This is a genomic window from Pseudomonas pseudonitroreducens, from assembly GCF_021603645.1.
Classification (GTDB): Bacteria; Pseudomonadota; Gammaproteobacteria; order Pseudomonadales; family Pseudomonadaceae; genus Pseudomonas; species Pseudomonas pseudonitroreducens.
The window spans coordinates 29,332-55,366 of record NZ_BQHJ01000009.1 but is presented as its reverse complement, the minus strand read 5'-3'; the positions used below and the strand labels follow the sequence as shown (position 1 = coordinate 55,366).

Annotated in this window: 21 protein-coding genes and 1 pseudogene; 10 read left to right on the top strand and 12 right to left on the bottom strand. The window is 66.2% G+C overall.

The features are described 5' to 3' along the window. Nucleotides 1–282: 282 nt before the first annotated feature. Nucleotides 283–1,077: a nucleoside-binding protein gene (locus L6D89_RS21365; protein WP_236174013.1), complete on the top strand. Its 795-nt coding sequence runs from the start codon at nt 283–285 to the stop codon at nt 1,075–1,077. 194 nt (nt 1,078–1,271) lie between these two features. Here L6D89_RS21365 and L6D89_RS21360 read toward each other — a convergent pair whose 3' ends face one another. The 4 genes from L6D89_RS21360 to hppD form a co-directional block, all read right to left on the bottom strand. Continuing rightward, a complete protein-coding gene (locus L6D89_RS21360) occupies nt 1,272–1,649 on the bottom strand; it encodes an MliC family protein (protein WP_024764361.1) in 378 nt (125 codons plus the stop codon). A gap of 101 nt (nt 1,650–1,750) precedes the next feature. Then, complete coding sequence (locus tag L6D89_RS21355) at nt 1,751–3,166, bottom strand: amino acid permease (protein ID WP_236201106.1); 1,416 nt, start codon at nt 3,164–3,166, stop codon at nt 1,751–1,753. A 112-nt stretch (nt 3,167–3,278) separates the two neighbouring features. Then, nucleotides 3,279–3,920: a maleylacetoacetate isomerase gene (gene maiA, locus L6D89_RS21350; RefSeq protein ID WP_236173795.1), complete on the bottom strand. Its 642-nt coding sequence runs from the start codon at nt 3,918–3,920 to the stop codon at nt 3,279–3,281. A gap of 52 nt (nt 3,921–3,972) precedes the next feature. After that, on the bottom strand, nt 3,973–5,055 hold the full coding sequence (hppD, locus tag L6D89_RS21345) for a 4-hydroxyphenylpyruvate dioxygenase (protein WP_236173793.1): 1,083 nt from the start codon (nt 5,053–5,055) through the stop codon (nt 3,973–3,975). A 302-nt stretch (nt 5,056–5,357) separates the two neighbouring features. Between hppD and L6D89_RS21340 the strand changes: the two genes are divergently transcribed. The 3 genes from L6D89_RS21340 to L6D89_RS21330 all read left to right on the top strand — a co-directional run bounded on the left by L6D89_RS21340 (nt 5,358) and on the right by L6D89_RS21330 (nt 7,915). Continuing rightward, nucleotides 5,358–6,125, top strand: coding sequence for an AraC family transcriptional regulator (locus L6D89_RS21340; protein WP_236201105.1), 768 nt, complete (start codon nt 5,358–5,360; stop codon nt 6,123–6,125). Between the two features lie 636 nt (nt 6,126–6,761). After that, nucleotides 6,762–6,923, top strand: a complete 162-nt coding sequence (locus tag L6D89_RS21335) for a DUF1427 family protein (RefSeq protein WP_082085844.1) — start codon at nt 6,762–6,764, stop codon at nt 6,921–6,923. A 35-nt stretch (nt 6,924–6,958) separates the two neighbouring features. After that, nucleotides 6,959–7,915, top strand: coding sequence for a quinone oxidoreductase family protein (locus L6D89_RS21330; RefSeq protein ID WP_236201104.1), 957 nt, complete (start codon nt 6,959–6,961; stop codon nt 7,913–7,915). Nucleotides 7,916–8,134: 219 nt separating this feature from the next. Here L6D89_RS21330 and L6D89_RS21325 read toward each other — a convergent pair whose 3' ends face one another. Both L6D89_RS21325 and L6D89_RS21320 read right to left on the bottom strand, forming a co-directional pair. Then, on the bottom strand, nt 8,135–8,926 hold the full coding sequence (locus L6D89_RS21325; protein WP_236175004.1) for an iron-containing redox enzyme family protein: 792 nt from the start codon (nt 8,924–8,926) through the stop codon (nt 8,135–8,137). 76 nt (nt 8,927–9,002) lie between these two features. Then, nucleotides 9,003–11,447, bottom strand: a complete 2,445-nt coding sequence (locus tag L6D89_RS21320; RefSeq protein ID WP_236201103.1) for an EAL domain-containing protein — start codon at nt 11,445–11,447, stop codon at nt 9,003–9,005. Nucleotides 11,448–11,811: 364 nt separating this feature from the next. Between L6D89_RS21320 and L6D89_RS21315 the strand changes: the two genes are divergently transcribed. Then, on the top strand, nt 11,812–12,915 hold the full coding sequence (locus L6D89_RS21315; RefSeq protein WP_236201102.1) for a helix-turn-helix transcriptional regulator: 1,104 nt from the start codon (nt 11,812–11,814) through the stop codon (nt 12,913–12,915). Between the two features lie 125 nt (nt 12,916–13,040). Continuing rightward, nucleotides 13,041–13,925 (top strand): class I SAM-dependent methyltransferase, encoded by an 885-nt coding sequence (locus tag L6D89_RS21310; RefSeq protein WP_236201101.1) that lies wholly within the window; start codon nt 13,041–13,043, stop codon nt 13,923–13,925. Here L6D89_RS21310 and L6D89_RS21305 read toward each other — a convergent pair whose 3' ends face one another. The 5 genes and pseudogenes from L6D89_RS21305 to L6D89_RS21285 all read right to left on the bottom strand — a co-directional run bounded on the left by L6D89_RS21305 (nt 13,926) and on the right by L6D89_RS21285 (nt 18,386). After that, nucleotides 13,926–15,719: an ABC transporter ATP-binding protein gene (locus tag L6D89_RS21305; protein WP_236201100.1), complete on the bottom strand. Its 1,794-nt coding sequence runs from the start codon at nt 15,717–15,719 to the stop codon at nt 13,926–13,928. It abuts the gene before it with no gap. After that, complete coding sequence (locus L6D89_RS21300; protein WP_236175009.1) at nt 15,712–16,347, bottom strand: DsbA family protein; 636 nt, start codon at nt 16,345–16,347, stop codon at nt 15,712–15,714. Before L6D89_RS21300 ends, L6D89_RS21305 begins: the two co-directional genes overlap by 8 nt. Nucleotides 16,348–16,350: 3 nt before the next feature. After that, nucleotides 16,351–17,286 (bottom strand): oxygen-dependent tRNA uridine(34) hydroxylase TrhO, encoded by a 936-nt coding sequence (gene trhO, locus L6D89_RS21295; protein WP_236201099.1) that lies wholly within the window; start codon nt 17,284–17,286, stop codon nt 16,351–16,353. Between the two features lie 180 nt (nt 17,287–17,466). After that, nucleotides 17,467–17,775, bottom strand: a complete 309-nt coding sequence (locus L6D89_RS21290; protein WP_236175011.1) for a BolA family protein — start codon at nt 17,773–17,775, stop codon at nt 17,467–17,469. A 52-nt stretch (nt 17,776–17,827) separates the two neighbouring features. Further along, nucleotides 17,828–18,386: pseudogene (locus tag L6D89_RS21285) on the bottom strand (DUF2059 domain-containing protein). Between the two features lie 121 nt (nt 18,387–18,507). On the opposite strand from L6D89_RS21285, the gene L6D89_RS21280 reads away from it, so the two are divergent. The 4 genes from L6D89_RS21280 to aqpZ all read left to right on the top strand — a co-directional run bounded on the left by L6D89_RS21280 (nt 18,508) and on the right by aqpZ (nt 22,512). Continuing rightward, complete coding sequence (locus tag L6D89_RS21280) at nt 18,508–19,521, top strand: DUF2804 domain-containing protein (RefSeq protein ID WP_236201098.1); 1,014 nt, start codon at nt 18,508–18,510, stop codon at nt 19,519–19,521. A 134-nt stretch (nt 19,522–19,655) separates the two neighbouring features. After that, nucleotides 19,656–21,050, top strand: coding sequence for a class II fumarate hydratase (locus L6D89_RS21275; protein ID WP_236201097.1), 1,395 nt, complete (start codon nt 19,656–19,658; stop codon nt 21,048–21,050). Beyond that, on the top strand, nt 21,043–21,666 hold the full coding sequence (locus L6D89_RS21270; protein WP_236175014.1) for an NAD(P)H-dependent oxidoreductase: 624 nt from the start codon (nt 21,043–21,045) through the stop codon (nt 21,664–21,666). The genes L6D89_RS21275 and L6D89_RS21270 overlap by 8 nt, the downstream gene beginning before the upstream one ends. A 165-nt stretch (nt 21,667–21,831) precedes the next feature. After that, complete coding sequence (aqpZ, locus tag L6D89_RS21265) at nt 21,832–22,512, top strand: aquaporin Z (protein ID WP_236201096.1); 681 nt, start codon at nt 21,832–21,834, stop codon at nt 22,510–22,512. A 770-nt stretch (nt 22,513–23,282) separates the two neighbouring features. Here aqpZ and L6D89_RS21260 read toward each other — a convergent pair. Beyond that, a complete protein-coding gene (locus tag L6D89_RS21260; RefSeq protein ID WP_236201095.1) occupies nt 23,283–25,841 on the bottom strand; it encodes a TonB-dependent receptor in 2,559 nt (852 codons plus the stop codon). Nucleotides 25,842–26,035 lie beyond the last annotated feature (194 nt).

Here is a 26,035-nt window from a genome sequence, read left to right as displayed (position 1 = left end):
ATTCCTGACTTTTGCGTCAATTTTTGTATACGTATTTGTGTACAAGTTTTTCTTGCAGTGTCCTCAATTAACCATTAGAACCCAGCCTGTCACCGACCGCAGTTCCTCCTGCGGGACGCCGGCCCCCAAGCCACGAAAACAAGAAAAACACAGAGGTGCAGCATGGTTTCATCCGCGATGACGGCCCCTGGCGCCGCCCGCCCCCAACCGCGTTCCAGCCGCCGCCTGAGCAACGGCCGCCGGTTCGCCCTCGGTACCGCGCTGGTCCTTGCCCCGCTGGGCATGGCGCAGGCCGAGGAAGATCGCTTCTTCGAGTGGACCAGCAACACGCTGGGCTTCCGCTACGGCAAGGGCTTCACCAACCCGAACAACCCGCACGACATCAGCAAGCGCATCTTCAGCTTCAGCCACGCCGATGGTTACCGCTACGGCAGCAACTTCTTCCACCTCGACGTGCTGCAATCCGACAGCGATGACCCGCGCAAGGGCACCGACCACGGCAGCAGCGAGGTCTACGGCGTGTTCCGCAGCCAGCTGTATGCATCCCGAGTGTTCGACCTGCCGCAGGGCAAGGGCCTGGTGAAGGACCACGCCTTCACCTTCGGCTTCGACGCCAGCCGCAACAACAACCTCGGCTCGGCGAAGAAGCGCGCACTGGTGTTCGGCCCCACCATCAAGTTCAACGGTCCCGGCGTGCTGGACCTCTCGCTGTTCTACTACCGCGAGAAGAACCACTCCGGCATCCCCAACGTGAAACACCCGGACCACACCTTCGACACCACCTACATGCTCAACCTGACCTGGCTGCGGCCATTCCAGCTGGGCGACCACGGCGCGAAGTTCCAGGGTTTCCTCAACTACACCGGGGAGAAGGGCGAGGACTACAACGACAACGACACCGCGCCGGAAACGCTGGTGCGCACCTCGCTGATGTTCGCCACCCTGCCCGGCACCAAGCGCCAGCCGAACCTGTGGCTGGGCGTGGGCTACGAGTACTGGCACAACAAGTTCGGCGTGGACGGCGGGCGTGGCACCCGTACCTCGACGCCGACAGTGAACCTGGAGTTCACTTTCTGACGCGCGTTCTCCTGCCCCGCACGCAGATGGGCCCCTTGTAGGAGCGGACTCTGTCCGCGATGTTCAACCGCCGCTCGGAGCGGCCGGAAACCGATCGCGGACAAAGTCCGCTCCTACGGGGCAGCATTCCCCGGACGGCCCATGAAAAAGCCCGGCCAATGCCGGGCTTTTTCGTCAGCGCAGTACAGGAAGCCTCAACGCTCCTTGCAGGCCACGCCGTCGGCGGGCTCGCCGCCTTTCCAGTCCTTGTACAGGGTCGCGTCTTCGCCCTTGGTCCACCAGACGTACTGCCCGGCGGCGTAACGTGCGCCGGAGGCGGAGATGACGTTGGCGAAGACCAGGCTGGAGGCGTCCGTCACCGGCACCACGGCCAGGCTGTTGTCGCCCTTGTTCAGGTACTGCACGCTGATCTTGCGGCCGTCCTCGCACTTGTACGAGACGCTGCGCGAGTCCAGCTTGGCATCGCCGGGCAGGACCAGTGCGTCGACCTGCGGCGCTTTCTTCTCTTCGCCACCACAGGCGACGAGGATGACCGGCACGGCTGCTGCGAGCAGCCAAAGTGCTTTTTTCATGAGTATCCCTCTGACGAAAAATGGCCCGGTCACTCTAGGAAGGATCGGGCCGCGCGGTCAATCGCGCGCGGCTCGACCCAACGTAGGATCAGGCCGCCAAGTCAGTCAGCCAGCGCCGCGCTGGCGCTGCTGCGCACAGCCGGCTGGCGTTTGAGGCGATAGCAGCCGTACATCACCAGCAACCATACCGGGATCGCGTAGACCGAGACCTGGATGCCCGGCGTGAGCAGCATCACGCCGAGAATGAACACCACGAAGCCCAGGCACAGCCAGTTGGCCGCCGGATACGCCACGGCACGGAAGGCGCTGCGCTTGCCCTCGGCATCCAGGTGCGCGCGGAACTTCAGGTGCGCCAGGCTGATCATCGCCCAGTTGATCACCAGCGCGGCGACCACCAGGGACATCAGCAGCTCCAGCGCGCGGGCCGGCACCAGATAGTTCACCAGCACGGCGAGGAAGGTCACCGCCGCCGAGACCATCAGCGAGCGCACCGGCACGCCGCGGCTGTCCACCTTGGCCAGCGCGCGCGGGGCATCGCCCTGCTCCGCCAGGCCGACCAGCATGCGGCCGTTGCAGTAGGTGCCGCTGTTGTAGACCGACAGCGCGGCGGTGAGCACCACGAAGTTGAGGACGTGCGCCGCGGTGCCGCTGCCGATCATCGAGAAGATCTGCACGAAGGGGCTGCCGCTGTAGGAGTCGCCGGAGGCGTTGAGGGTCTGCAGCAGGCTGTCCCACGGGGTCAGCGAAAGCAGCACGGTGAGCGCGCCGATGTAGAAGATCAGGATGCGGTAGATCACCTGGTTGATCGCCCTGGGGATCACCTTTTTCGGCTGGTCGGCCTCGGCGGCGGTGAAGCCGAGCATCTCCAGCCCGCCGAAGGAGAACATGATGATCGCCATGGCCATCACCAGCCCGCTGATGCCGTTGGGGAAGAAGCCGCCATGGGCCCACAGGTTGCTTACCGTGGCCTGCTCGCCGCCGGTGCCGCTGGCCAGCAGGTAGCAGCCCAGGGCGATCATGCCGACGATGGCGGCGACCTTGATGATGGCGAACCAGAACTCCGCCTCGCCGAAGGCCTTCACGTTGAACAGGTTGATCGCATTGACCATCACGAAAAACAGCGCGGCGGTGGCCCAGGTCGGCACGTCCGGCCACCAGTAGTGGATGTACTTGCCCACCGCGGTGAGCTCCGACATGCCCACCAGGATGTACAGCACCCAGCAGTTCCAGCCCGAGAGGAAGCCGGCGAAACCGCCCCAGTACTTGTGCGCAAAATGGCTGAAGGAGCCGGCCACGGGCTCCTCGACGATCATCTCGCCGAGCTGGCGCATGATCAGGAAGGCAATGCAGCCGGCGATGGCGTAACCGAGGATCATCGACGGCCCGGCGGACTTGAGCACCCCGGCCGAGCCGAGGAACAGCCCGGTACCGATGGCGCCGCCGAGGGCGATCAGCTGGATATGGCGATTCTTCAGGCCGCGCTGGAGCTGGCCTGCGTGTTGAGTTTCACGCGTCATGCGTCACCTATTGTTGTTATCTGTGACGGGATTCGGCCGCCCGGCTTGTGGCCAGGCGGTGCGGGCAAGGCAAGGCTAAAGAGCGGTGGAGCGGGCAGGCTGGTTTACAGGGTTACTGGGCGTCGGGCTGCACCTCCGGGGCGGCCTGCTGGAAGGCTTCGAGAAGCTCGCAGCGCGCGGCGATGGCGAGCAGGCGCGGGCAGCCGGAGAGGTCGCAGTCGAAGCGCCGGGCGTTGTACAGCTGGGGAATCAGGCAGGCCTCGAAGTAGCCGGGGCGCTCGCCGAGGGACAGCGGGCCGGCCCAGCCGGAAACACCCTCCTCTAGCGCATGCAGGCCGGTTTCGACCCAGTGGCGAATCCATGCCGTCTTCGCCTCGTCCGCCACCGCCAGCGGGCCGCTGAGGTACTGCAGCACACGCAGGTTGTTCAGCGGGTGAATGTCGCAGGCGATATGCAGGGACAGCGCACGAACTTGCGCACGCTGCAGCGCATCGCGCGGCAGCAGGCCGGGTTGCGGATGGGTTTCGTCGAGGTATTCGAGGATGGCCAGGGACTGGGCAATGCGGGCATCGCCGTCCACCAGCAGCGGCACCAGTTCCTGGGGATTGAGCGCCTGGTAGTCGGCGGCATGCTGCTGGCCGCCGTCCTTCACCAGGTGCACCGGCACCTGGCGGTAGGCCAGGCCCTTGAGACCGAGTGCGATGCGCACGCGATAGGCGGCGCTGGAGCGCCAGTAGGAATACAGGGTGAGCATGGCGGTTCTCCGCGGGTGGCCACGCTAGGCGCGCGGCCACCCTGCTAGCGAGTCACTGATCGGAGATCACGCCACGGCGAATCTGGTCTTCCTCGATGGATTCGAACAGGGCCTTGAAGTTGCCCTCGCCGAAGCCCTGGTTGCCCTTGCGCTGGATGATCTCGAAGAAGATCGGGCCGATCACCGTGTTGGTGAAGATCTGCAGCAGGATGCCGTCATCGCCCGGCGCGCCGTCGATCAGGATGCTCAGCTCGCGCAGGTCCTGCAGCGATTCGCCATGGCCGGCGACGCGGGTATCGACCTTCTCGTAGTAGGTGTCCGGAGTGGTCATGAAGTCCACGCCGTTGGCGCGCAGCTGGCGCACGGTTTCGTAGATGTTCTCGGTGGTCAGGGCGATGTGCTGGATGCCTTCGCCGTGGTACTCGCGGATGAATTCCTCGATCTGCGACTTGTCGTCCGCCGACTCGTTGATCGGGATGCGGATCTTGCCGCAGGGCGCGGTCATGGCGCGGGACAGCAGGCCGGTGAGCTTGCCTTCGATATCGAAGTAGCGGATCTCGCGGAAGTTGGCGATGCGCTCGTAGAAGCCGGACCAGACGTCCATCTGGCCGCGCTTGACGTTGTGGGTCAGGTGGTCGATGCACAGCAGGCCGACGGCGTTGTCGGTGGCGCTGCGGCCTTCGATGAACTCGAAGTCGACGTCGTAGATGCTCTTGTCGCCATAACGGTCGACGAGATACAGCAGCGAACCGCCGATGCCTTCGACGCAGGGGATGTTCAGCTCGCCGAAGTTGGCGTGGCTGCCCACCAGCCGGGCGCCCTGGGATTCGACGTAGGCGGCCGCCTGGGCGGCATTCTTCACCCGGAAGGCCATGGCGCAGGCGCTCGGCCCATGCTTCCTGGCGAACTCGTGGACGTGGCCGGTGGGGCTGCCGTTGAGCACGATGTTGATGTCGTTCTGCTGGAACAGGAAGACTTCCTTGGAACGGTGCTTGGCGGTTTCGGTAAAGCCCATGCCGGTGAACAACTGGCGCAGTTGCTCGATGCCCTGGGCGTCGGGGGCGGTGAATTCGACGAACTCGAAGCCGTCGGTGCCGATGGGGTTGTGCTGCTCGATCTTGGTCACGGCGTTCATCCGGCCTCCTCGTTGTCGTTATCGGCTGGTTCGGCGCGGGGCCGTCCAGGCGTTTGGAATACCCTCATGACAACCGGCGGCGAGCTTCGGAACAAGCCGGCAGCGGGACGCTCTCGGGGCGACCACGCCGGCGGCCCGGCAAGAAACCCTTACACCCCGCAAAGCTCCGTGCGGCATGCCGCCGCAGCGTAAAGAATTCGTGACAAGGTGGTGCGCCAGCCTGCCAGTCCAAGTGCCGCGCTCTCGTCAGCGAGCCGCGCGGCGACTACCATGCGGCCCATCGCTACTGCCCGAGTCACCCCATGGCCCGCGCCGCTCCCCCTGATTTCGACGCCACTCCGGCCTCCCTCCGCGCCCTGGCCCGCAGCTACCCGCGCAGGCTGCACATCGAGCCGCACTCCCATGACTGGGGGCAGGTGCTCTACGCCATGTCCGGGGTGATGTGGCTGGAAACGCCCGCCGAAGCCCTGCTGGTGCCGCCCAACCGCGCCGTCTGGCTGCCGCCGCAGGTGCCCCATGGGATTCGCGTGGTCAGCGAGTTGCAGATGCGCAACATCTACCTGCGGCCGGGTACGGCAGACTCCCTCGGTGAGCAGGTGCAGGCATTCGAGGTCGGCGGGCTGCTGCGCGAGCTGATCGTCACCCTGGTACAGCACGAGCGCGAGCCGGACACCGACTACTACCAGGCACTGTCGCAATTGGCCGTGCTGGAACTGCAACGCGCCCGCAGCCTGCTGCTGCGCGTGCCGCTGCCGGACGACTCCGACCGCCGCCTGCTGAACCTGTGCCAGGCGGTGATGGCCGAGCCTTCGCAGGACATCTCCTTCGAACAGCACGCCGCCGACGCCGGCGCCAGCGTGCGCACCCTCGCCCGCCTGTTCCAGCGCAGCCTGGGCATGGGCTTCGCCCAGTGGCGCCGGCAGGTGCAGCTGGCCACGGCGGTGGCGCAGCTCAACGAGGGCCTCGCGGTGAGCCAGATTGCCCATGCTCTGGGCTATCAGCCGGGGAGCTTCAGCGAGATGTTCCGCCGTGAGCTGGGCGTGGCGCCTTCGGAATACTGCGCCCGGTAGGCCTGGCCTTTCGCAGGAGCGAGCTTGCTCGCGAACGGCATTGCACCGTGCCGTGCGGGTTCGCGAGCAAGCTCGCTCCTACAGGAAAAGCGTGCTCCACGCTCTGGCTCTGGCTCTGGCTCTGGCTCTGGCTCTGGCTCTGGCTCTGGCTCTGGCTCCAGCGTCTAGAAGACTTCCAGAGAAACACCCAAGCGCTCCGGAATGCCCCGTTCAGGAGGCCTCGTTGAATTGGAGTTTCAGGGGTTGAGCGGCATGGATGCCGCGAGAGCCACGATGGGCCAGGGATGGCCCTTCGTGGTGTGCCCCTGAAACTTCGATTCGACGAGGGTATTTTTCGCCCAAGCGAAAAACCGGATGTCCGGGGCTAGACCTTTGCCTTCTTTGGGGCGTTTGCCAAAGAAGGTCGCCCGAGGGGGCGAAACAAGGAGTCCGCGCGCACACCGAAGCGGTGCGGGAAGTCCCGGCGCGAGGCAGGCACATCGCGGACGAAGTCCGCTCCTACGCGGATGCACGCCCATCCAATACTCCCCACCGACATCTGTCCGATATTCCGAAGTCCCTGACCGGCGACGCCCTCCAGCAGTCCCTAGACTGCCCCCATCCCACCCAGCCGCCGGAGCGATCCACGGAGGACACATGAGCTACCTGATCTCCCTGGCCATCGGCATCGCCGTCGGCCTCGCCTACCACTTCCTCGACTTCCGCTCGCCGGCGCCGCCGCTGGTGGCGCTGGTCGGCCTGCTGGGCATGCAGATCGGCGAGAACGCCCTGCCGCTGCTGACCCGCTGGCTGCACTGATTCCTCACTCCCACTGCTTGCCAAGGACCCGTGCCATGAAAGCCCTGCAATTCGACCGCACCGGCGACCTCGCCGCCCTGAGCTTCACCGAGATCGCCGACCCGGTGCCCGCCGCCGACGAAGTGCTGGTGGAAGTCCACGCCGCCGGCCTCAACCCCAGCGACGTGAAGAACGTCCTCGGCCGCTTCCCCTACACCACCTTGCCCCGCGTGCCCGGCCGCGATTTCGCCGGTACCGTGGTGCAGGGCCCGGCCGAGCTGCTGGGCAAGTCCGTCTGGGGCACCGGTCGCGGCCTCGGCTTCAGCCGCAATGGCAGCCACGCCCAGTTGATGAGCGTCCCGGCCGGCGGCGTGGCGCTGATGCCCGAACGCCTGAGCTTTGCCCAGGCCGCCAGTTGCGGCGTGCCCTTCACCACCGCCTGGGACGCCCTGGAGCGCAGCCAGGTCGGCAACGCTACGCGCCTGCTGGTGATCGGCTCCGGCGCTGTCGGCGCGGCGGCCATTTCCCTGGCCAAGGCCCGTGGTGCGCAGGTGCTGGGCGCCGTACGGCGTGCCGAATCACAGGTGGAACTGCAGGCCCAGGGCGTCCCTAGCATCCTGCTGGGCTCGGCGGAAACGCTGGCGGCGCAGGTGGAAGAACATTTCCCCGGCGGCGCCGAGGTGATCTTCGATACCACCGGTTTCTGGCTGCCAGCCGCCGTTTCCGCCCTGGCCACCTTCGGCCGTATCGCCATCATCGCCGCACCGGTGGACGGCCACGTGCAATTGCCGGCCCTGGCGCTGTATCGCCGTGGCGGTTCAGTGGTGGGGGTGAACTCGCTGCTGTACGACACGCTCGCCTGCGCCGCGATGCTGCGCCAGTTCGGCCAGTGGTTCGACGACGGCAGGCTGCCGTTGCCCACCGGCCTGCGCGAAGTGCCGCTGAGCGAGGGTGTACAGCGTTACCACGAGATCAACGAAGGCAGCAGCGAGAAGATCATTCTCGTGCCGTGAGGATTCGATTGGCGGTCCGCTGAAAGCCCCTCACCCTGGCCCTCTCCCGCAGGGAGAGGGGACTGATCGGCGCGGAAGATCGTCTGCGGTGCTCACCGGAACGTCAGTGCAGAAGATTCAGGACACCGAAGCTTCCACCGGCAGCTACGAACGGCCCCCTCTCCCTGCGGGAGAGGGTTGGGGTGAGGGCATTCCCCTGCGCCGGAGCACAACCAGCCCCTACCCCGCCGCCTTCATCGAAGAACCCCGCCGCAGCCCACTCTGGGCCTGCTCCAGTGCCAGGCACTGGTCGAGGAACATGCGCATGTAGCCGTAGCTCTTGCAGATCGCCTCGCGCAGGGCCAGGCAGCGCGGCATGGCGAGCTGCGGGCCGCAGAGGGTGCAGATGATCTCCAGGGCTTCCCAGGGATGATCGTCGTCGTAGCGCGCGTGCATCTTCAGCCAGCGCATGGCGTCCTTGCGGGCGCCGGCCGGCAGGGTGCGTTCGTAGGTATCGCTGGAGCAGACCAGCGCCGACCAGTCTCCGGTCGCGCCTTCGATGGCGTAGTTGGTGGCCGCCATGGCCAGCGCCAGCTCTTCGGTGGCACAGCTGTGCCAGCACCAGTGACCAAGGGCGTGGAGTTCGGCGGGCACCAGTTGCGCCTTGAGTTCGGCCAGGGTCACACCATAGGCCTCGGCCCAGCGTACCCAGTAGTCGGCGTGGTTGAGCTCGACGCGGATGTTGCGCATCAGCCAGCGCCGCGCCATGTCCTCGCCAGGGCTGCGGCCGAAACGGGTCTTGAGCAGGTTGTGGGACATGTACAGGGGGAACTGCTCCACCACCTGCCAGCCGCCGATTAGGAAGGCGCGCATGGTCTGGCGGCTCAGCTGGCCGTCGCGCATTCGCGCGTAGAGTGGGTGGCCCACCACCGCCAGGCGGCTGGTCTCGCATTCCTGCACCAGGCGTTGCGCCCAGTGCGGGTAACTGGAAAGTTCCTTGAGCGGCCCACTGCGAACAAAGGTGTCGTTCATCCAAGGCTCCGTTGCTGGTCGATCCATGCAAGCACCGGTAAATCAGGCCTCAGGTTAGTCCTCTCCTGGCTGCGCGTCACCGTCCGGAGGTTGTGTCGGATGCCACGGCTGCGACGTGCGTCTCACGCAGGAAGTTCCGATTGAAGGGCTGCGGCCGTGCCAGGCCATACCCCTGGGCATAGTCGATGCCGATTTCGCGCAGGACTTCGAGGATTTCCTGGGTCTCAACGAACTCCGCCACCGTGCGTTTGCCCATCACGTGGCCAATCTGGTTGATGACCTGGACCATGGCTCGGTCGATGGGGTCCTCGAGCATGTCCTTGATGAAGCTGCCGTCGATCTTCAGGTAGTCCACCGGCAGGTGCTTGAGGTAGACGAAGGAAGACATGCCGGCGCAGAAGTCATCCAGCGAGAAGCGGTAGCCCAGGGCCTTGAGCTCCTGGATGAAGCGCGTGGCGTTGACCAGGTTGGCGATGGCACTGGTCTCGGTGATCTCGAAGCACACGCTCGACGGCTCGATGCCATAACGTGGCTGCACTTCACGAAGGAAGTCGAGGAAGGTGTCGTCACCGATGGTCGCGCCGGAGAGGTTGATGGCGCAGGTATGGATCGGTTCGTAACCGCCGTCCGCAATGCGTTCGGCGAGGATCCTGAAGGCATTCTCGACCACCCAGCGGTCGATGTCCGGCATCAGCCCGTAGCGCTCCGCCGCGGGAATGAAGTTGATCGGAGCCACCAGCCGGCCGCACTCGTCGTTCAGGCGCAGCAGCAGCTCGACGTGGGCGCCCTCCATCACGCGCTCGTCGACCGGGAAGATCGGCTGGGCAAAGAGGCAGAAGCGCTCCTCCTCCAGGCCCAGGCGAATTCGCTGCACCCAGGCCATCTCGCCGACGCGGTTGGACAATTCGGTATCGTCGGGGCGGAACACCTGGGCACGGTTGCGGCCCTTTTCCTTGGCCATGTAGCAGGCCATGTCGGCGCAGCGCAGCGCCTCCTCGACCGACACCAGCATGGCCGAGATGTGCACCACGCCGATGCTCACGGTGACGTTGAAGCCGCGCCCTTCCCACATGAAGTGCAACGCCTGCACGGTCAGGCGGATGCGCTCGGCGATCTGTACCGCCATGTCCGGCGGGCAGTGTTCCAGGAGGATGCCGAACTCATCACCGCCCAGGCGCGCCAGGGTGTCGCCATCGCGCAGGCACTGCTGCAGCACCGAGCAGACCTGGCGCAGCAGTTCGTCGCCGGCGGCATGGCCGCAGGTGTCGTTGACCAGCTTGAACTGGTCCAGGTCCAGATACATCAGCGAGTGCTGGTCGTGCGAATCCGCCGAGCTTTCCAGGGCCTGCTTCAGGCGGAATTCGAATTCGCGGCGGTTGGTCAGGCCGGTCAGCGCGTCGTGGGTCGCCTGCCAGGACAGGCTGGCCATGTACTGGCGCTCGCGGGTCATGTCGTGCAGCACCAGCACCACGCCGACTACCCGGCCATCGGCGTGAATCGGCGTGGCCACCAGGGTTACCGCCACGCTGGTACCGTCCAGGCGCTGGATCAGCTTGCTGGTCTCGCTGCCGCCGTCCACTTCGCCACGCAGGATCTGTCCCACCAGGGGCAGGCCCTCGACCTGGGAGCTCTCGTCCAGCACGCGCAGCAGCGAGCGCAGCGGCAGGCCGACGGCCATGGAGTTGTCCCAGCCGATCAGGCGCTCCGCCGCCGGGTTGAAGTAGGCGATGCATTCGTGGTCGTCGAGGGTGACCACGCCGTCGCCGATGGCCGCCAGGGTGGTCTGCGCGCGCTCGGTGTCCAGCGCACTTTCGAAGGCTCGCTGCTGGTGCAGCAGCTTGCGTGTGCGCCACACCGCCAGGAGGATCAATGCCAGGCCGGTCAGGCCGTTGGCCACCAGCAGCACCCACATGATCATCCGCGAGCCCTGCCCCAGCGCGGCGGAGAAGGCCATGGCGGCGGGCGTGACGCCGTCGTTGATGGCCTGGATGCGGCTGTTCCAGTAGCTCAGGTCGCCGGGGCGGACGTCGTCGGCGCGGATCTTTGCGCTCATCTCGTCGGCCAGTTGTTCCAGCTGATCGAGATAGGCGTCGCCGATGATCCACATCTTCACCGCCTGGTCGAAGTAGCTGTATTCGTGGAAATAGCGGTACAGCCAGATCAGCGCGCCGACATCGTCGGGATGGATGCCGCCCTGCAGGGCACCGCTGCGAGCGAGGTCGAGGTCGGGTTGGCTGAGGTCGAGAGCCGCGCGGAAGGTGCGATCGCCCTGGGGAATGGCAATGGCGGTGCGGTAGCGCTGGTAATCCTCCGTGTCGCGGCTCTGGCCGTAGAGTTGCAGGTAATGGATGGCGTCCTTCTGGCCCTTGGACCAGAGGCTCTCGCCGCCCACATAGGCGCGCACCCCGGAGAGGATAAAGAAGCTGCCGCTGCCGATCAGCGTCTGCAGCAGGACCACGACCATGAACGGCCAGACCAGCTTGAGCAGACGCGTCGTACGCCGGGTCGGCAAAAGTCCCATTGCATCCATAACCAGTTTCGACTTCCTTCTTCTGATCCCTGCCAGGCCACAGGGGAGGAGCTGGCGCTCCGCCTCGGGGACTTTTCTGTCAGGCGGCCCGTTCCTTAACTTCTAGCCGATCACTGGAAATCCTCAAACCGAAGGGCATGACGCTTGGTCGGCTGGATGCCTGCCGTCCAGCGGAAATACCGTGGCTGCCGAGCGCAAAACACCTTCCGTCGCCTGCCCGCCGCGGCGACCAGGTAGCCGATTAGTGGCCTTGCGACAGCGAAGGCCATGTGCCATACCTGAGCCGATCGTGCAATCTGCAAAGTGCAATCTGCAAGGCGCAACGTGCAACCGGCAAGCAACGGATGGAGCGGCCATGCCTCGGCGGGATATGGACAGACGCTACGACCGCCTGGTGGGCCTGACCTACGAGTGCGTGCTCGACGAGGCCAACTGGCTGCCGCTGCTCACCGAGCTGATCTGCGCCAGCGGCCGCCAGCAAGGCGCCCTGCTGTTCTGGGACCAGACCGAGAGCGGCGCGCTGGCCAGCGAGATCAACCTCTGCGATCCCGGCGCCATCGAAACCTACAACCGCGAGTTCTGCACCATCGATCCCTCCAAGGGCTTCATGCTCCACCGCCCGGTCGGCCACTGGTACCACGACCGCGAGGAGTACGGCCCGCAGCGCATGGCCCGCGATCCCTACTACCAGGAATTCCAGCGCCCCAACGGCATGCACAACGTGTCCTGCCTGAAGCTCAACGAACAGGCCAACTCCGGCGTCTACCTGTCGGTGCTGACCAGCCTCGGCGCTCGCTATCCCGACGCGCAGGAACAAACCCTGCTGACCCGCCTGAGCGAGCACCTGACCCGCGCCGCGCGGATGTTCGGTCGCATCGACGAGATGCGCCAGCAACTGGCCCACCGCGACCTGCTGCTGGACCAGCACCCCACGCCACTCTGGCTACTGGAAGGCAACGCCCGGGTCCTTTACGCCAACCAGGCGGCGCAGCAGCGCCTCGGGCAGCGCGCCGGGCTGTTCCAGGAAGTCTTCGGGCGCCTGCACTGCCGCCAGCACGACGCGAAACTCCAGGCCCTGGTGCGCCACGCTGCGCCGCGCTCCGGCAAGGGCAAGGCCGGCTGGCTGCCGCTGGGCGATGGCAGCGGGCAGGAACTGCTGGTCACCCCGGTGCCCGCCGAAGCGAACTTCAACCAGCCCTTCCAGCGCCCCCTGGTGCTGCTGGCGCTACTCGACGCACATCGCCAGAGCCGCCTGCTCGGCGAACTGTTCGGCCTCACCCCGGCCGAACAGCGCCTGGGCGCCCTGCTGGTCCGTGGCCTGGCGCCGGAGCAGTGCGCGGAACAGCTCGGCACCTCGATCAATACGGTCCGCAGCCAATTGCGCGCGCTGTTCCGCAAGACCCACACCAGCCGTCAGGCCGAACTGGTCAGCCTGCTGGTGCGGCTCGGGCAGCGCTGAAATTTCGCCGCCGTCATTCATTCAGATGATGGCCCGGGGCCAAGCGGCCCCTAAGGTGTTGGACGGGGCACCGGCGCGGCCGGTGACGCATTCTTTTCACTGCGCGATTTCCCAGGTGGACGGCAATGGACAATGGCACTCAGCATCCGGACTCGCTAACCGAAGCCATCGAGCAACTCGAACAACAACTGCGCCACCTCAGGGATGGCGAGACCGATCTGCTGACCCTCGCCACGGGCAGCGCGCCGCCCGCGGAGAGCCTGCGCGTGGTGCCCTTTCCCCGGCGTCGCGAACGGCCGATGGGCGAAGGCGCCGGCAACGCCGTGCTGATGGATTACCTGTACGGCATCGACAGCACCCTGCGCTCGCTGCTGCCCGACGGCCCCACCGATGAATTGTTCCGCTACGCCAGCTCTGCCCCCGCGTCCCGCGCGCTGCGCTCGCGCCGCCAGTTGCTGGCGCGGGAGATCGACCGCTGCTGCGACCAGCTCAGCGGCCAGGCGCGCATTCTCTGCGTGGGCTGCGGACACCTGCGCGAAGTCGAGCTGGCGCGCTCGCTGCGCCATGGCCGGTTCCTCCAGTTCACCGCGCTGGATGCGCAGTCACTGTCCCTGCAGACGGTGGAGGCCAGTTACGCCGCGCTCGGCATCCAGACGCAGCAGTGCACCCTGGACGAGCTGTTCTACGGGCGCCAGGACCTGAGCCATTTCGACCTGATCTACTCGCCGGGCCTGTACGAGGTGCTGGATGACCATGACGCCCGCGACCTGACCCGCAACCTGTTCGCTCGCCTGCTGCCCGGCGGCCGCCTGCTGATGGGCAACTTCCTTCCCGGCGTGCCGGATATTGCCTACCTCGAGGGGCTGCTGGACTGGCGCCCGCACTACCGCACCGATGCTTCGCTGCTCGACCTGTTGCTGGGCATTCCCTACAACGACATCGGCGGCGCGCGGGTCTTCCACGACCTGGGCAATTGCGTGGCCTTCCTGGAAGTCACCCGCTACGGCTGATCAACCCTGCTGCAGGTGACCGTACAGGCGCGCGTAAAGCCCGCCTTCGGCGATCAGTTGCTGGTGATCGCCGTCCTCGGCGATGCGCCCGCCGTCGAACACCAGCACGCGGTCGGCCTGTTTCACCGCAGACAGGCGGTGGGCGATGATCAGCGTGGTGCGGCCTTCGAGGAAGCGCTCCAGCGCCTGGTGCAGGGCATATTCGGTGGCGGCATCGAGGGCGGAAGTCGCCTCGTCGAGGATCACCACCTTCGGTTCGGCGAGCACCATGCGGGCGATTGCCAGGCGTTGCCGCTGACCACCGGAGAGGCGCACGCCGGAACGCCCGACCACGCTGTCCAGCCCCTGTGGCAAGGCACGGATGGTGTCCGCCAGCTGCGCCACCTCCAGGGCACGCCAGCACGCTTCGTCGCCGCGCTCGCGACCCATGGTCAGGTTGGCGCGCACCGTATCGTTGAACAGCGCCGGATGCTGCAGGACCACGGCGACATGCTCGCGCACGCAGTCCAGGCCGATCTCTTCCAGTGCCGCGCCGCCATAGCGGATGGTTCCGGACTGTGGCTGGTAGAGGCCCAGCAGCAGCTGCACCAGGGTGCTCTTGCCGCCGCCGCTGGCGCCAACGATGGCGACTTTCTCGCCGGGGGCGATGTCCAGGTCGAGTCCGTCCAGCACAAGCTCATCGCGGTAGGCAAAACTCAGGTCGCGCACCTGGATGCCGACGCTGCTCTGCCCGGCGAACGGGTCGCGGCGATGTTGGTAATGCGGCTCATCGGAGCGTGCCAGCAACTCATTGATCCGCGCCAGCGCACCGCCAGCGGCGTAATACGCGTATTGCAGGCTGAGCAGTTGCTCCACCGGGCCGATCATGAACCAGAGGTAGCTGAACACCGCGAGCATCTGGCCGATGGACAGGTCGGAGAACAGCACGGTGACCATCGCCGCGGCGCGGAACAGGTCGATGCCGAACTGGAACAGCAGGCCACTGGCTCGCCCGGCGGCATCGCTCTTCCACTGCGAAGCGACGGCATAGTCACGCACCTCGCGGGCGCGCAGGCCCAGGCGGCCGAGGAAGAAGCCCTGGCGATTGCTGGCGCGCACTTCCTGGATGGCTTCGAGGGTTTCCGTCAGCGCCTGGGTGAAGCGCGAGGTGCTGTCGTTCTCCAGCTTCTTCAGGTGCTTCACGCGCTTGCCCAGCTGCACCGTGGCGAAGATCACCAGTGGGTTGAACAGCAGGATCAGCAGCGCCAGCTTCCAGTGCATCCAGATCAGGATGCCGGCGGTTCCGCAAAGGGTCAGCAGCGCCACCAGGAAGCGGCTCAGGGTGTCGCCGACGAACTTGTCGAGGGTATCGAGATCGGTCACCAGGTGTGCGCTGACCGAGCCGCCGCCCAGGGTTTCGTACTCGCCCAGGGCAATGCGTTTCAGGCGTTCGATCAGGCGCAGGCGGATGCGGTAGACCACGTCCTTGGACAGCCGCGCGAACAGCCTGGCCTGCAGCACGTTGAACACCAGCGCGCAACTGCGCAGCACCAGGGTCACCAGCAGCATCAGGCCGATGTAGCCGGCGGGCTTGTGCCAGCCGGCGGGCAGCCAGTGGTTCATCACCTGCAGGGCAGCGTCGCCCTTGCCCAGCAGCACTTCGTCCACCAGCAGCGGCAGCAGCAGCGGGATCGGCACGCTGCAGGCGGTGGCCAGCACGGCGACCAGGTTGGCGAGGAGCAGGGCCTTGCGATGACGGAAAGCGAGCCGGCGAATCTCCGCCCAGCTCAGGCGGTCAGCGGACAGCTCAGGCATGCCGCCCACGCTCCAGCCAGCGCTGCAGCAGCGGCGCGAGTTCGCCCAGCGGCTGGTAGCCATTGGTCAGAAGGGCCAACTGGCCGTCACGCTCGGCGAGCAGCGTGGGGAAGCCGGCGATGCCCAGGTCACGCGCCCAGGAGAAGTCGGCCAGGGTCGCCAGATGGTTGTCCTGGCTGTCGAAGGCTTCGGCGAACTCGATGCGCGGCAGGCCAACGCGTTCGGCCAGCTCGCTGAGCACGCTGGCCTGGGTGACGTCGCGGCCTTCGGCGTAGAAGGCACGCTGGATTTCGCCGACCAGTGCCCAGGCGCAGTCCTCGTCCAGGCGCCGCGCTGTAACCACGGCACGGCAGGCCGGCTCGGTGTCGTAGACGAAACCTTCGGGCAAGGCGTCCTCGAAGCGGAACGGCTGGCCGGTGGCGTCATGCACCGCGTGCCAGTGTTCGAGAATGTAGCGCTTGGTGGTCGGCTCCAGCGCCGCCCCCTGCCCCGTGCGCAACCCGCCCATCACCAGCGCCAGCGGCACGCCGGCGGTGCGCGCCTGCTCCACCAGTTGCCTGGCCACCGGGGCAAACCCCCAGCACCAGGAGCACATCGGGTCCATCACGTAGAGCAGGCGGCTGGTCATGGATCAGTTCTCCGCGCGGGGATCACGGCCAATGGGGTGCGGCTGATTGCGCTGGCGCGCCAGCTCGATCTGCTTCTGCCGCTCACGGGCACTGGCGCGGGTTTTCTCCGACAGGCTGTCCCAGCAGTGCGGGCAACTGATGCCGGGGGCGTAATGCTCGGAGGCGCGATCCTCGACCGAGATCGGGTTGCGGCAGGCATGGCACTGATCGTAGTCGCCTTCGGACAGGTCATGGCGCACGGTCACGCGGTTGTCGAACACGAAGCAGTCACCGCGCCACAGGGTCTCGGCCTCGGGCACTTCCTCCAGGTACTTGAGGATGCCGCCCTTGAGGTGGAAGACCTCCTCGAAGCCTTCGCTGAGCATGTAGCTCGAGGCCTTCTCGCAACGGATGCCGCCGGTGCAGAACATGGCGACCTTCTTGTGTTTCGCCGGGTCGTAATGCTCGCGGATGTACTCGGGGAATTCACGGAACGACTTGGTCTTGGGATCGATGGCGCCCTCGAAGGTGCCGATGGCCACTTCGTAGTCGTTGCGGGTGTCGATCAGCAGCACTTCCGGATCGGCAATCAGTGCGTTCCAGTCCCTGGGCTCGACGTAGGTGCCGACCTTGGCGTTCGGGTCCACGCCCGGCACGCCAAGGGTGACGATTTCCTTCTTCAGCTTGACCTTGGTGCGGTAGAAGGGCTGCTCGTCGCAGTACGACTCCTTGTGGTCGACATCGGCCAGGCGCGGGTCGTTGCGCAGCCAGGCGAGCAGGCCGTCGATACCGGCGCGGGTGCCGGAGACGGTGCCGTTGATGCCCTCCTCGGCGAGCAGCAGGGTGCCCTTCACGCCGTTGTCCAGCAGGGCCTGCAGCAGGGGTTCGCGCAGGGCGACGTAGTCGGGCAGGGAGACGAACTTGTACAACGCCGCGACGACGATTCTTTCGGTGCTCATGCATCACTCCAGTGGTCGCCCGCGTAAAGGGCGGACCGGGTTCTTTGGATCGACAGCCTGAAACGACAGCTGCATCAGAAGCTAAAAATGACAGCGCCGGCAGAAGCCGGCGCTGGGTGTCGCATTCTACACGGAGCGGGGCGAACCCCGCATCCGTCAGCCGATCAGTGCAGCAGGCATTCAGTGCAGGTCATGCTTGCTGCCGCCACGGCAGGTCGGCGAGTCCGGCGCCTGCCCCTGCTGTGCCCACTCCTCGGGGGTGTAGGTGTGCATGGCAAGGGCGTGGAACTGGCTCATCAGCTCGCCGAGCGTGGCGTAGACCTTCTGGTGCCGCTTCACCGCATTCAGCCCGGCGAACACCGGGCTGACGATCACGGCCTTGTAGTGCGTTTCCTGTCCGCGGCTGTGCATATGGCTCTCGTCGAGCACCTCGAGGTGTTGCGGTTCGAGGGCGCCCAGGGCGGATTGGATTCGGTCACGCATGCTCATGTCGGGTCTCGCTGGCAGTCAGAACGGTTCAGGCTGGCGGAAGTCAGGGCGATCAGGGCTTCTTGGCCGGGGCGGCCGGGGCTTTCACGCCCAGTTCCTTGTCCATGTCGGCCATCAGCTTGTTCACCGGCTCCACGGCGGTCTGCAGCTTGGCCTGGGTCAGCTGGGCGGATTCGGCGGTCAGGCGCGGCATCTTCTCCAGAACCTTGCGGCCCAGGGGCGATGCATAGAAGTCGTTCAATTGCTTGAGCTCGGACTCGCTGAAGTTGCTGGTGTAGAGCTTGACCAGTTCGGGCTTGAGCTTGTCCCAACCCACGGCACGATCCAGCTCGGCATTGGCCTTGGCCTGGTAGCGATCGAGCACGGCCTTCTTGCTGTCCGGCGCCTTGGCCTGGGCGAAGCGCTGGGCAAGCATCTGCTGGACTTGCGCGTAGACCGGCACGGTCAGCTTGTCGGCGTGAACCTGCTTGAGGAATTTCTCCGCCTCGGCGTTGGCGTCAGCCAGTGCCACGGAACTGAAGCCAACCAGAAGTGCTGCGGTGCAGAGGGAACGAAGAACGGTCATGGGGCAGTCCTGTGAGTCTGAAGGGTGTCCGTGTGGGACCCGCCATTCTGCGCCTAAGTTCGGAATGCGCTCAAGTGAGTGCCAATTGACCGGGAAGTGACCGACTTCTCTTGTAGGACAGTTCATGAAACGGCATGCTGCGGCGCGTTGCCACACGGACGTGACCGATGAACACCCTCTTCCACCCACCGACGCCTGTCGCCGCGCCGCCCCTGTGCGATGCACGCGGTCGCCTGAACAGCGCGGCCGTGGGCTGGTCATCGCGGCCGCAGACGCTCTGCCAGCTCTCCGGCAACACCGGCCGGCGCAAGCGCTGGAACCACTGGTGCATCAACGCACCGGGCTGGATGCTGTCGATCACCATTGCCGACCTCGACTACCTGGGCTACGGCGCCGTCTACTTCCTCGACCTGGAAACCGGACAGTCGGTACACCGCACCCAGTTCAGCCCCTTCGGCCGGGGTTGCCACCTGCCGGACATGCCGAACCAGAGCCATCGCTTCGAGCACGGCCAGCTGTGCCTGGGCTTCGACGAGCAGCCCGGCCAGCTGCGCATCACCGCCTGCGCGCCCAACCTGGGCGGCCAGCCACTGAACCTCTCCCTCGAGGTGCAGCGCCCGGCACACCTTGAGTCGGTCAACCTGGTGGTGCCCATGACCGGCAAATGCTTCCACGCCTGCAGCCGGCAGATGGGCCTGCCGATCAGCGGCAGCCTGACGCTTGGCCACAGGATCTACCGCTGCGCCGAGGGCCGGAGCTTTGCCGCGCTGGATTTCGGCCGGGGCGTCTGGCCATTCAATACCCAATGGACCCGCGCCGCCTTCGCCGCGCCCGGCGGCATCGCCGGCAATTTCGGCGCCGGCTGGACGGAAAACAGCCACCTGAGCGAGAACGCCTTGTGGTTCGGCGGCGAGCTGCAGCCGCTGGGCGGCCCTGTGGATATCCGCCAGGTGCCGCATGACCCGCTGTCGCCCTGGCAACTGCACGACGGCGACGAGCGCGTCGACCTCACCTTTACCCCGCGCAAGCTGCACCGCGCCTGCCCGCGCCTGGGGCCGCTGTTCGCCGAGACCTGCCAGTGGTTCGGGCGCTTCGACGGCTCGCTGCGCGAGGCGGGCGGCGAGCTGGTGCCGGTCAGCGGCGCGCTCGGCTGGGTCGGCTCGACCCAGGCGCGCTGGTAATAGCCAGTCGCCAACTGCCCGGCGGCGCCATGTCCTGCCATTGAAACCGCTCTATCACGGCCATTGAGCCAGAGTGGAACCCGGAAGCCTCATGGCGGCCTAAACTGGCCGAGACCCTATTCCGGAGAAGCACCATGAGCCGCACCGAAACCGACAGCCTCGGCCCCATCGAAGTCCCCGACGACGCCTACTGGGGCGCGCAGACCCAGCGCTCGCTGGAGAACTTCGCCATCGGCGGGCAGCGCATGCCGCTGGCCGTGGTGCATGCCCTGGCGCTGATCAAGAAGGCCGCCGCTCGCGTGAACGCGCAACTGGGCGAGCTGCCGGAAAACATCACCAGCCTGATCGAGGAAGCCGCCGACGAAGTGCTCGCCGGCGAGCACGACGAGCAGTTCCCCCTCGTCGTCTGGCAGACCGGCAGCGGCACCCAGAGCAACATGAACGTCAACGAGGTCATTGCCGGGCGCGCCAACGAGATCGCCGGCAACGGCCGCGGCGGCAAGAAACCGGTGCACCCCAACGACCACGTGAACCGCGCGCAGAGCTCCAACGACAGCTTCCCCACGGCCATGCACATCGCCGCCGCCCAGGCGATGCAGAACGACCTGCTGCCGGCCATCGCCGAACTCAGCGGCGGCCTCGCCCAGCAGGCCGCACGCCACGCCCACCTGGTGAAGACCGGGCGCACCCACCTGATGGATGCCACGCCGGTCACCTTCGGCCAGGAGTTGTCGGCCTTCGTCGCCCAGCTGGACTATGCCGAGCGCGCCATCCGCGCGGCGCTGCCGGCGGTCTACGAGCTGGCCCAGGGCGGCACGGCGGTCGGCACCGGGCTGAATGCGCCGAAGGAATTCGCCGAGGCCATTGCCGCCGAACTGGCCGACCTCTCCGGCCTGCCCTTCGTTTCCGCGCCGAACAAGTTTGCCGCCCTCGCCGGCCATGAGCCGCTGGTGACCCTGGCCGGCGCCATGAAGACGCTCGCCGTGGCCCTGATGAAGATCGCCAACGACCTGCGCCTGCTCGGCTCCGGCCCCCGTGCGGGTTTCGCCGAAGTGAAGCTGCCGGCCAACGAACCCGGCTCCTCGATCATGCCCGGCAAGGTCAACCCGACCCAGTGCGAGGCGCTGTCGATGCTCGCCTGTCAGGTCTTCGGCAACGACGCGGCGATCACCTTCGCCGCCAGCCAGGGCCACTTGCAACTCAACGTCTACAAGCCGGTGATCATCCACAATCTGCTGGAATCCGCGCGCCTGCTGGCCGACGGCTGCCGCAACTTCAATACCCATTGCATCGCCGGCATGCAGCCCGACGCCGCGAAGATGCGCGAGCACCTCGACCGCGGCCTGATGCTGGTGACTGCGCTGAACCCGCACATCGGCTACGACAAGGCCGCCGAGATCGCCAAGAAAGCCTACGGCGAAGGCAAGACCCTGCGCGAAGCCGCGCTGGAGCTGGGCTACCTGAGCGACGCCGAGTTCGACCAGTGGGTACGCCCGGAGACCATGCTGGAGGCCGGGCAGAATGGTTGAGCCAACCCGCTCCGGCGCCACCCCGATCGAGGGCGACGGCAAGCGCGTACTGCTGGTGCTCGGCTCGCCCAAGCCGGGCGGCTTCTGCCACGCGGTCGCCGAGGCCTACGCCCACGGCGCCCGCGCCAAGGGCCATGTGGTGCACGTACTGAAGCTCGGCGAGATGAACTTCGACCCGGTGCTGCGCGGCGGTTACGAGCAAAGCCCGAACCTCGAGCCGGACGTGCTCGAAGCCCAGCGGCAGATCCACTGGGCGCAGCATATCGCCTTCGTCTACCCGATCTGGTGGGGCGGCCTGCCGGCCCTGCTGCAGGGCTTCTTCGACCGCGTGCTGCAGCCGGGCTTCGCCTTCCGCTACCGCTCGCTGGAGTCCCGCGAGTTCGAACCGCTGCTGGGCGGGCGCAGCGCCGACCTGCTGGTCAGCCACGACCAGACGCACTGGCACTACCGCCTGCGCCAGGGCGCTCCGGCCCACCGGCAGATGACCCGCTGCATCCTCGCGCCCTGCGGCATCGCCCTGCAGCACCTGGAAGAGTTCAGCCCGCTGCGCGGCTCCGGCGAGGAACAGCGGCAGGGCTGGCTGCGCCGGGCGGAACAGCTGGGCACGCAGGTCTGAACGGAGGGCGGATAGCGCCTCGCGCGCTATCCGTTGCGCCTTCGACATCCGCCTTCAGAAGGCATTCCCCACACCTTGGGAATTCCCCTACACCGCCCCAGCCTCTGACTTCCCTAGCATGCGCAAGCCCGAATTCCGGGCTCCTTCTTTGCCTCTGGAGGCAGCATGCTTCGCAAACTCTCCGCCGAAATGATCGGCACGTTCTGGCTGGTGTTCGGTGGTTGCGGCAGCGCCATCTTCGCGGCCCACGCCATTGGTGTACTGGGTGTAGCACTGGCTTTCGGCCTGACGGTCGTGACCATGGCCTACGCCATCGGCCCGATCTCCGGTTGCCACCTCAACCCCGCCGTCAGCCTCGGCCTGTGGGCCGGTGGCCGCTTCCGTACCGCTGAACTGGTCCCCTACATCATCGCCCAGGTCATCGGCGGCGTGCTTGCCGGTGCTGTGCTGTTCTACATCGCATCCGGCAAGCCGGGCTTCGACGCGCTGGCGGGCTTTGCCGCCAACGGCTTCGGCGAAGGCTCGCCGACCGGCTACAGCATGATTTCCGCGCTGCTGACCGAAGTGCTGCTGACCGCGTTCTTCCTCTTCGTGATCATGGGCGCCACCGACAGCAAGCTGGCCCCGGCCGGCTTCGCGCCGATCGCCATCGGCCTGACGCTGACGCTGATCCACCTGATCAGCATCCCGATCGACAACACCTCGGTGAACCCGGCGCGCAGCCTGGGCGTGGCGATCTTCGCCGACCCGCTGTTCATGAAGCAGCTGTGGCTGTTCTGGGTCGGCCCGCTGGTGGGTGGCGTGATCGGTGCGCTGGCGTACCGCGTGGTGCGTCCGGCCGCCTGAGGCTGATAGCCGCGATAGCAAACGGGCGCCTTCGGGCGCCCGTTTTCGTTGGCACTTGGCGCAGGCCTTCTGGTAGGGCGCATAACGCCAACGGCGTTATCCGCCGTAAGCACCATCGGCGCATAAAGCGTTCCGCTTTATGCGCCCTACGGGCACGCCGGATCGTAGGAGCGAGCTTGCTCGCGAACCCGACCGGCTCCACTGCTGCCGGGAAATCCGTTCGCGAGCAAGCTCGCTCCTACAGTCGACCGCCGGTGGACGGTGCCGAAGGGCGCACAACGCCTCGGAGCGTCATGTGCTGCCAGCCACGTAACGGGGGAGGAAGACGGATAAAGCGCTCCGCTTTATCCCCCCCTATAACCATGCGGGGCCACGGCCTGTCTGTAGGAGCGAGCTTGCTCGCGAACCCACCCGGCTCCGCTGTTGCCGGGCAATCCGTTCGCGAGCAAGCTCGCTCCTACAGTCGACCGCCGGTGGACGGTGCCGAAGGGTGCACAACGCCTCGGAGCGTCATGCGCTGCCAGCCACGTAACGCGGGAGGAAGCCGGATGAAGCGCTCCGCTTTATCCCCCCCTATAACCATGCGGGGCCACGGCCTGTCTGTAGGAGCGAGCTTGCTCGCGAACCTGCCCTGCTCCGCTGCTGCCGGGCAATCCGTTCGCGAGCAAGCTCGCTCCTGCAATCGATCACGTGCCAAAGCGCAGGCACTGTCGGCAGGTAAAGCGTTCCGCTCTACCGGGCCGAAAGAGCGATCACATACCGAGCAGGGCTCAGAAGTACTGGGTCAGGCTGAACTTGGCGTTGCGGCCCTGGCTGTAGACGCTGTCGCCGGCCAGGGCCGGGTGGTAGTCGCGGTTGAACAGGTTGTCCACGGTGAAGTTCAGCTCGGTGTTTTCGAAGCCCAGGCGACGCGGCTTCCAGCTGGCGAAGACGCGCTGGGTGTCGTAGCTGTCGTTGACCGTCTGGTCCCAGAAGATATCGCCAACGCTGGTGCCCATGCCGCCGGAATACTTGTCGCTGGGCAGGCGGTCGGTCCTGCGGACGAACTCGCCCTGCCAGCCGACTTGCGCGTCCCAGGCTGGAATCTTGGTGCCCAGGGTGGCGACCCACTTGGCCGGCGGCACGTCGCGCGCCCATACGTTCGGGCCCCAGGGGTTGCTGTAGGCGCCGTCGTGCTTGCCGGTCACCCACGAATAGGACAGCCCGCCGAACAGCCAGGGGCTGTCGTAGAAGCTCTCGATCTCGAAGCCCTTGTAGGTCACGCCCGGCAGGTTGCGGTAGTTGGACAGCGGCAGGTAGTCGCCGCAGCTGCCGGAGATAGTGCCGTTGTCGATCGCCTGCTGCTCGCAGCCGACGCTGCGGGTGCGGAATATCTCGTCCTTGATCTTGTTCTGGAACAGCGTGGTGCGCACCTGCAGGTTGTCGCCGTTGATGAACAGGTCCGGCAGGTTGACCAGCGAGCCGAAGCGCAGCGCATGAATGCGCTCGGGGTCGAGGTCGCGGCTGGTGGCGCTGACCGTGCTGCTGTTCTGCACCTCGTACATCTCGTCGATCACCGGCGCGCGCCAGGTGCGACTGTAGTCGGCAAAGAAGCCCAGGCGCTCGGTGGCCGTCCAGAACAGCGAGAGGCGCGGCGACCAACCGCTGTAAGTCTGCGAGCTGTAGTCGTGGCCTTGCGCGGCGTTGTTGTAGATCGGCGCGTCGTTGTCCTTGCCCTGGTTGCGCACATGGTCGAAGCGCAGCGACGGGGTGATGGTCACGCTGCCCAGGGTCAGCGCGTCCTGGATGTAGGCGCTGTTGGTGTTCTGCTTGCCGCTGGGCATGAAGGTCGGCTGGAAGTGCCCGTAGTTGTAGCGCGCGGTGTTGTAGGTGGAGCCGGGGATGTACATGTCGGTGGTGCGGGTGTGGCGGTGGAACTCGGTACCCACGGTGAACGCATGTTGCACCGGGCCGGTGGCGAACAGGCTGGTGTTGCGCAGCTCCAGCACCTTGTCCTTGTAGTCGGTATCCATCTTGCGGCCACCGGTGGAGACTTGGAAGAAGGCGTCCGGATTACGCTCGTCGGTCTGGTCGATGTGCGACTCGGAGTACTGCACCATCAGGTCGATCAGCGGGTTATCCACAGGGTGGTATTCGTACTTGCCCGACCAGGTGGTGTCCGTGGTGTCGCGGTGCGCCAGCAGGCGCTTGAGCGCCGCCTCGTAGCCGTAGCGGTCGATGCTCGACTGGGTCGGCGGCGTCGGGTAGGAGGCCGAGGAGAACGGCGTCCAGCGGGTGCTGTGGGAGCGGCTGTAGGCCAGGCTGATATCGTTGTCGAGGTTGGGGTGCAGGTTCAGCTTGAACAACCCGGCGTCCAGGTCCTGGGCGCTATTGGGCAGGCGGCTGGGGTTGATCGGGTAGTTGTTGTTCGGATCGGGAATGTGCCCGGCGAGCTTGATATCCCGACCGTCGCGGGCGGTCAGATAGGCCAGCGCGTCGACCTTGCGGTCCTCGGTGCGGCCATAGACGGCGCCGCTGTAGATCTTCTGCTGGTCGTTGGAGTGATAGCCGTACTTGAGCATGGCGCCGACATCCTGGTCGTCGCGCAGCAGGTCCGGGGCGTCCTTGGTTTCCATGTGCACGGTGCCGCCGAAACCGCCGTTGCCGTTGTAGACCGAGTGCGGGCCCTTCTCCACTTCGATGCGCTTGATCAGCTCCGGCTCGATGAACACGGTGCCCTGCTGGTAGCGCTCGAAGCCGCTCTTGGGCGCGCCGTCGAGGGTGAAAGGCACGTCCTCGGCATCGCCCAGGCCCCAGATGTTGACGGTCTGCCCACCCGGCTTGGGCGAGCCGCCCATGGTCACGCCGGGCAGGGTCTGCAACAGGGTGGGAATGTTGTCGGCCTGGATGCGTTCGATGTCCTTGCGGGTCAGGGTCGAACGGCCAACGTTGCTGGAGTCCACCGACAGGCCGCTGCCGACGATGGTCTGCGAGTCCAGCTCGATGGCGTTGTCGCTGAACTTGTCGACCTTGCCCGAACGCCGCACGACGAAGCCGTCGCCCGCCTCCACCAGTTCCAGCGACGAGCCCTTGAGCAGGTGCTCCAGCGCTTCACGCACGCTGTAGCGGCCGCTCACCGCTGGCGCCTTGAGGCCGTCCAGCTGGGCAGCATCGTAGAGCACCTGCACGCCGGCCTGTTGCGACAGGCTGCCGATGGAGTCGCTCAGCGCCTGCGCCGGCAGGTTGACCTGCCAATCGGCGGCACGGCTGTACTCGGCCATCATCAGGCTGCCGAGCAGCACGGCGCAGCCCAGCGGGCGTGCGAAGGGAATGTTGAAACGAGACTGCATGCAAGGCCCTCCCCAGGGTCGAAAAGCGCTGCGCGTTTCGCAGCGAATGACGGGGAAGACCCTCATTCGAGAAAAACCCACACCTGCAAATAAAAATATTTCTCAAGAAAGATTTGCGGCACGTGTGATCCGGTTGGGTAGGAGCGGACTCCGTCCGCGATGTGCAACCGGCCAGCTCAGAGCCGCCGGTAATC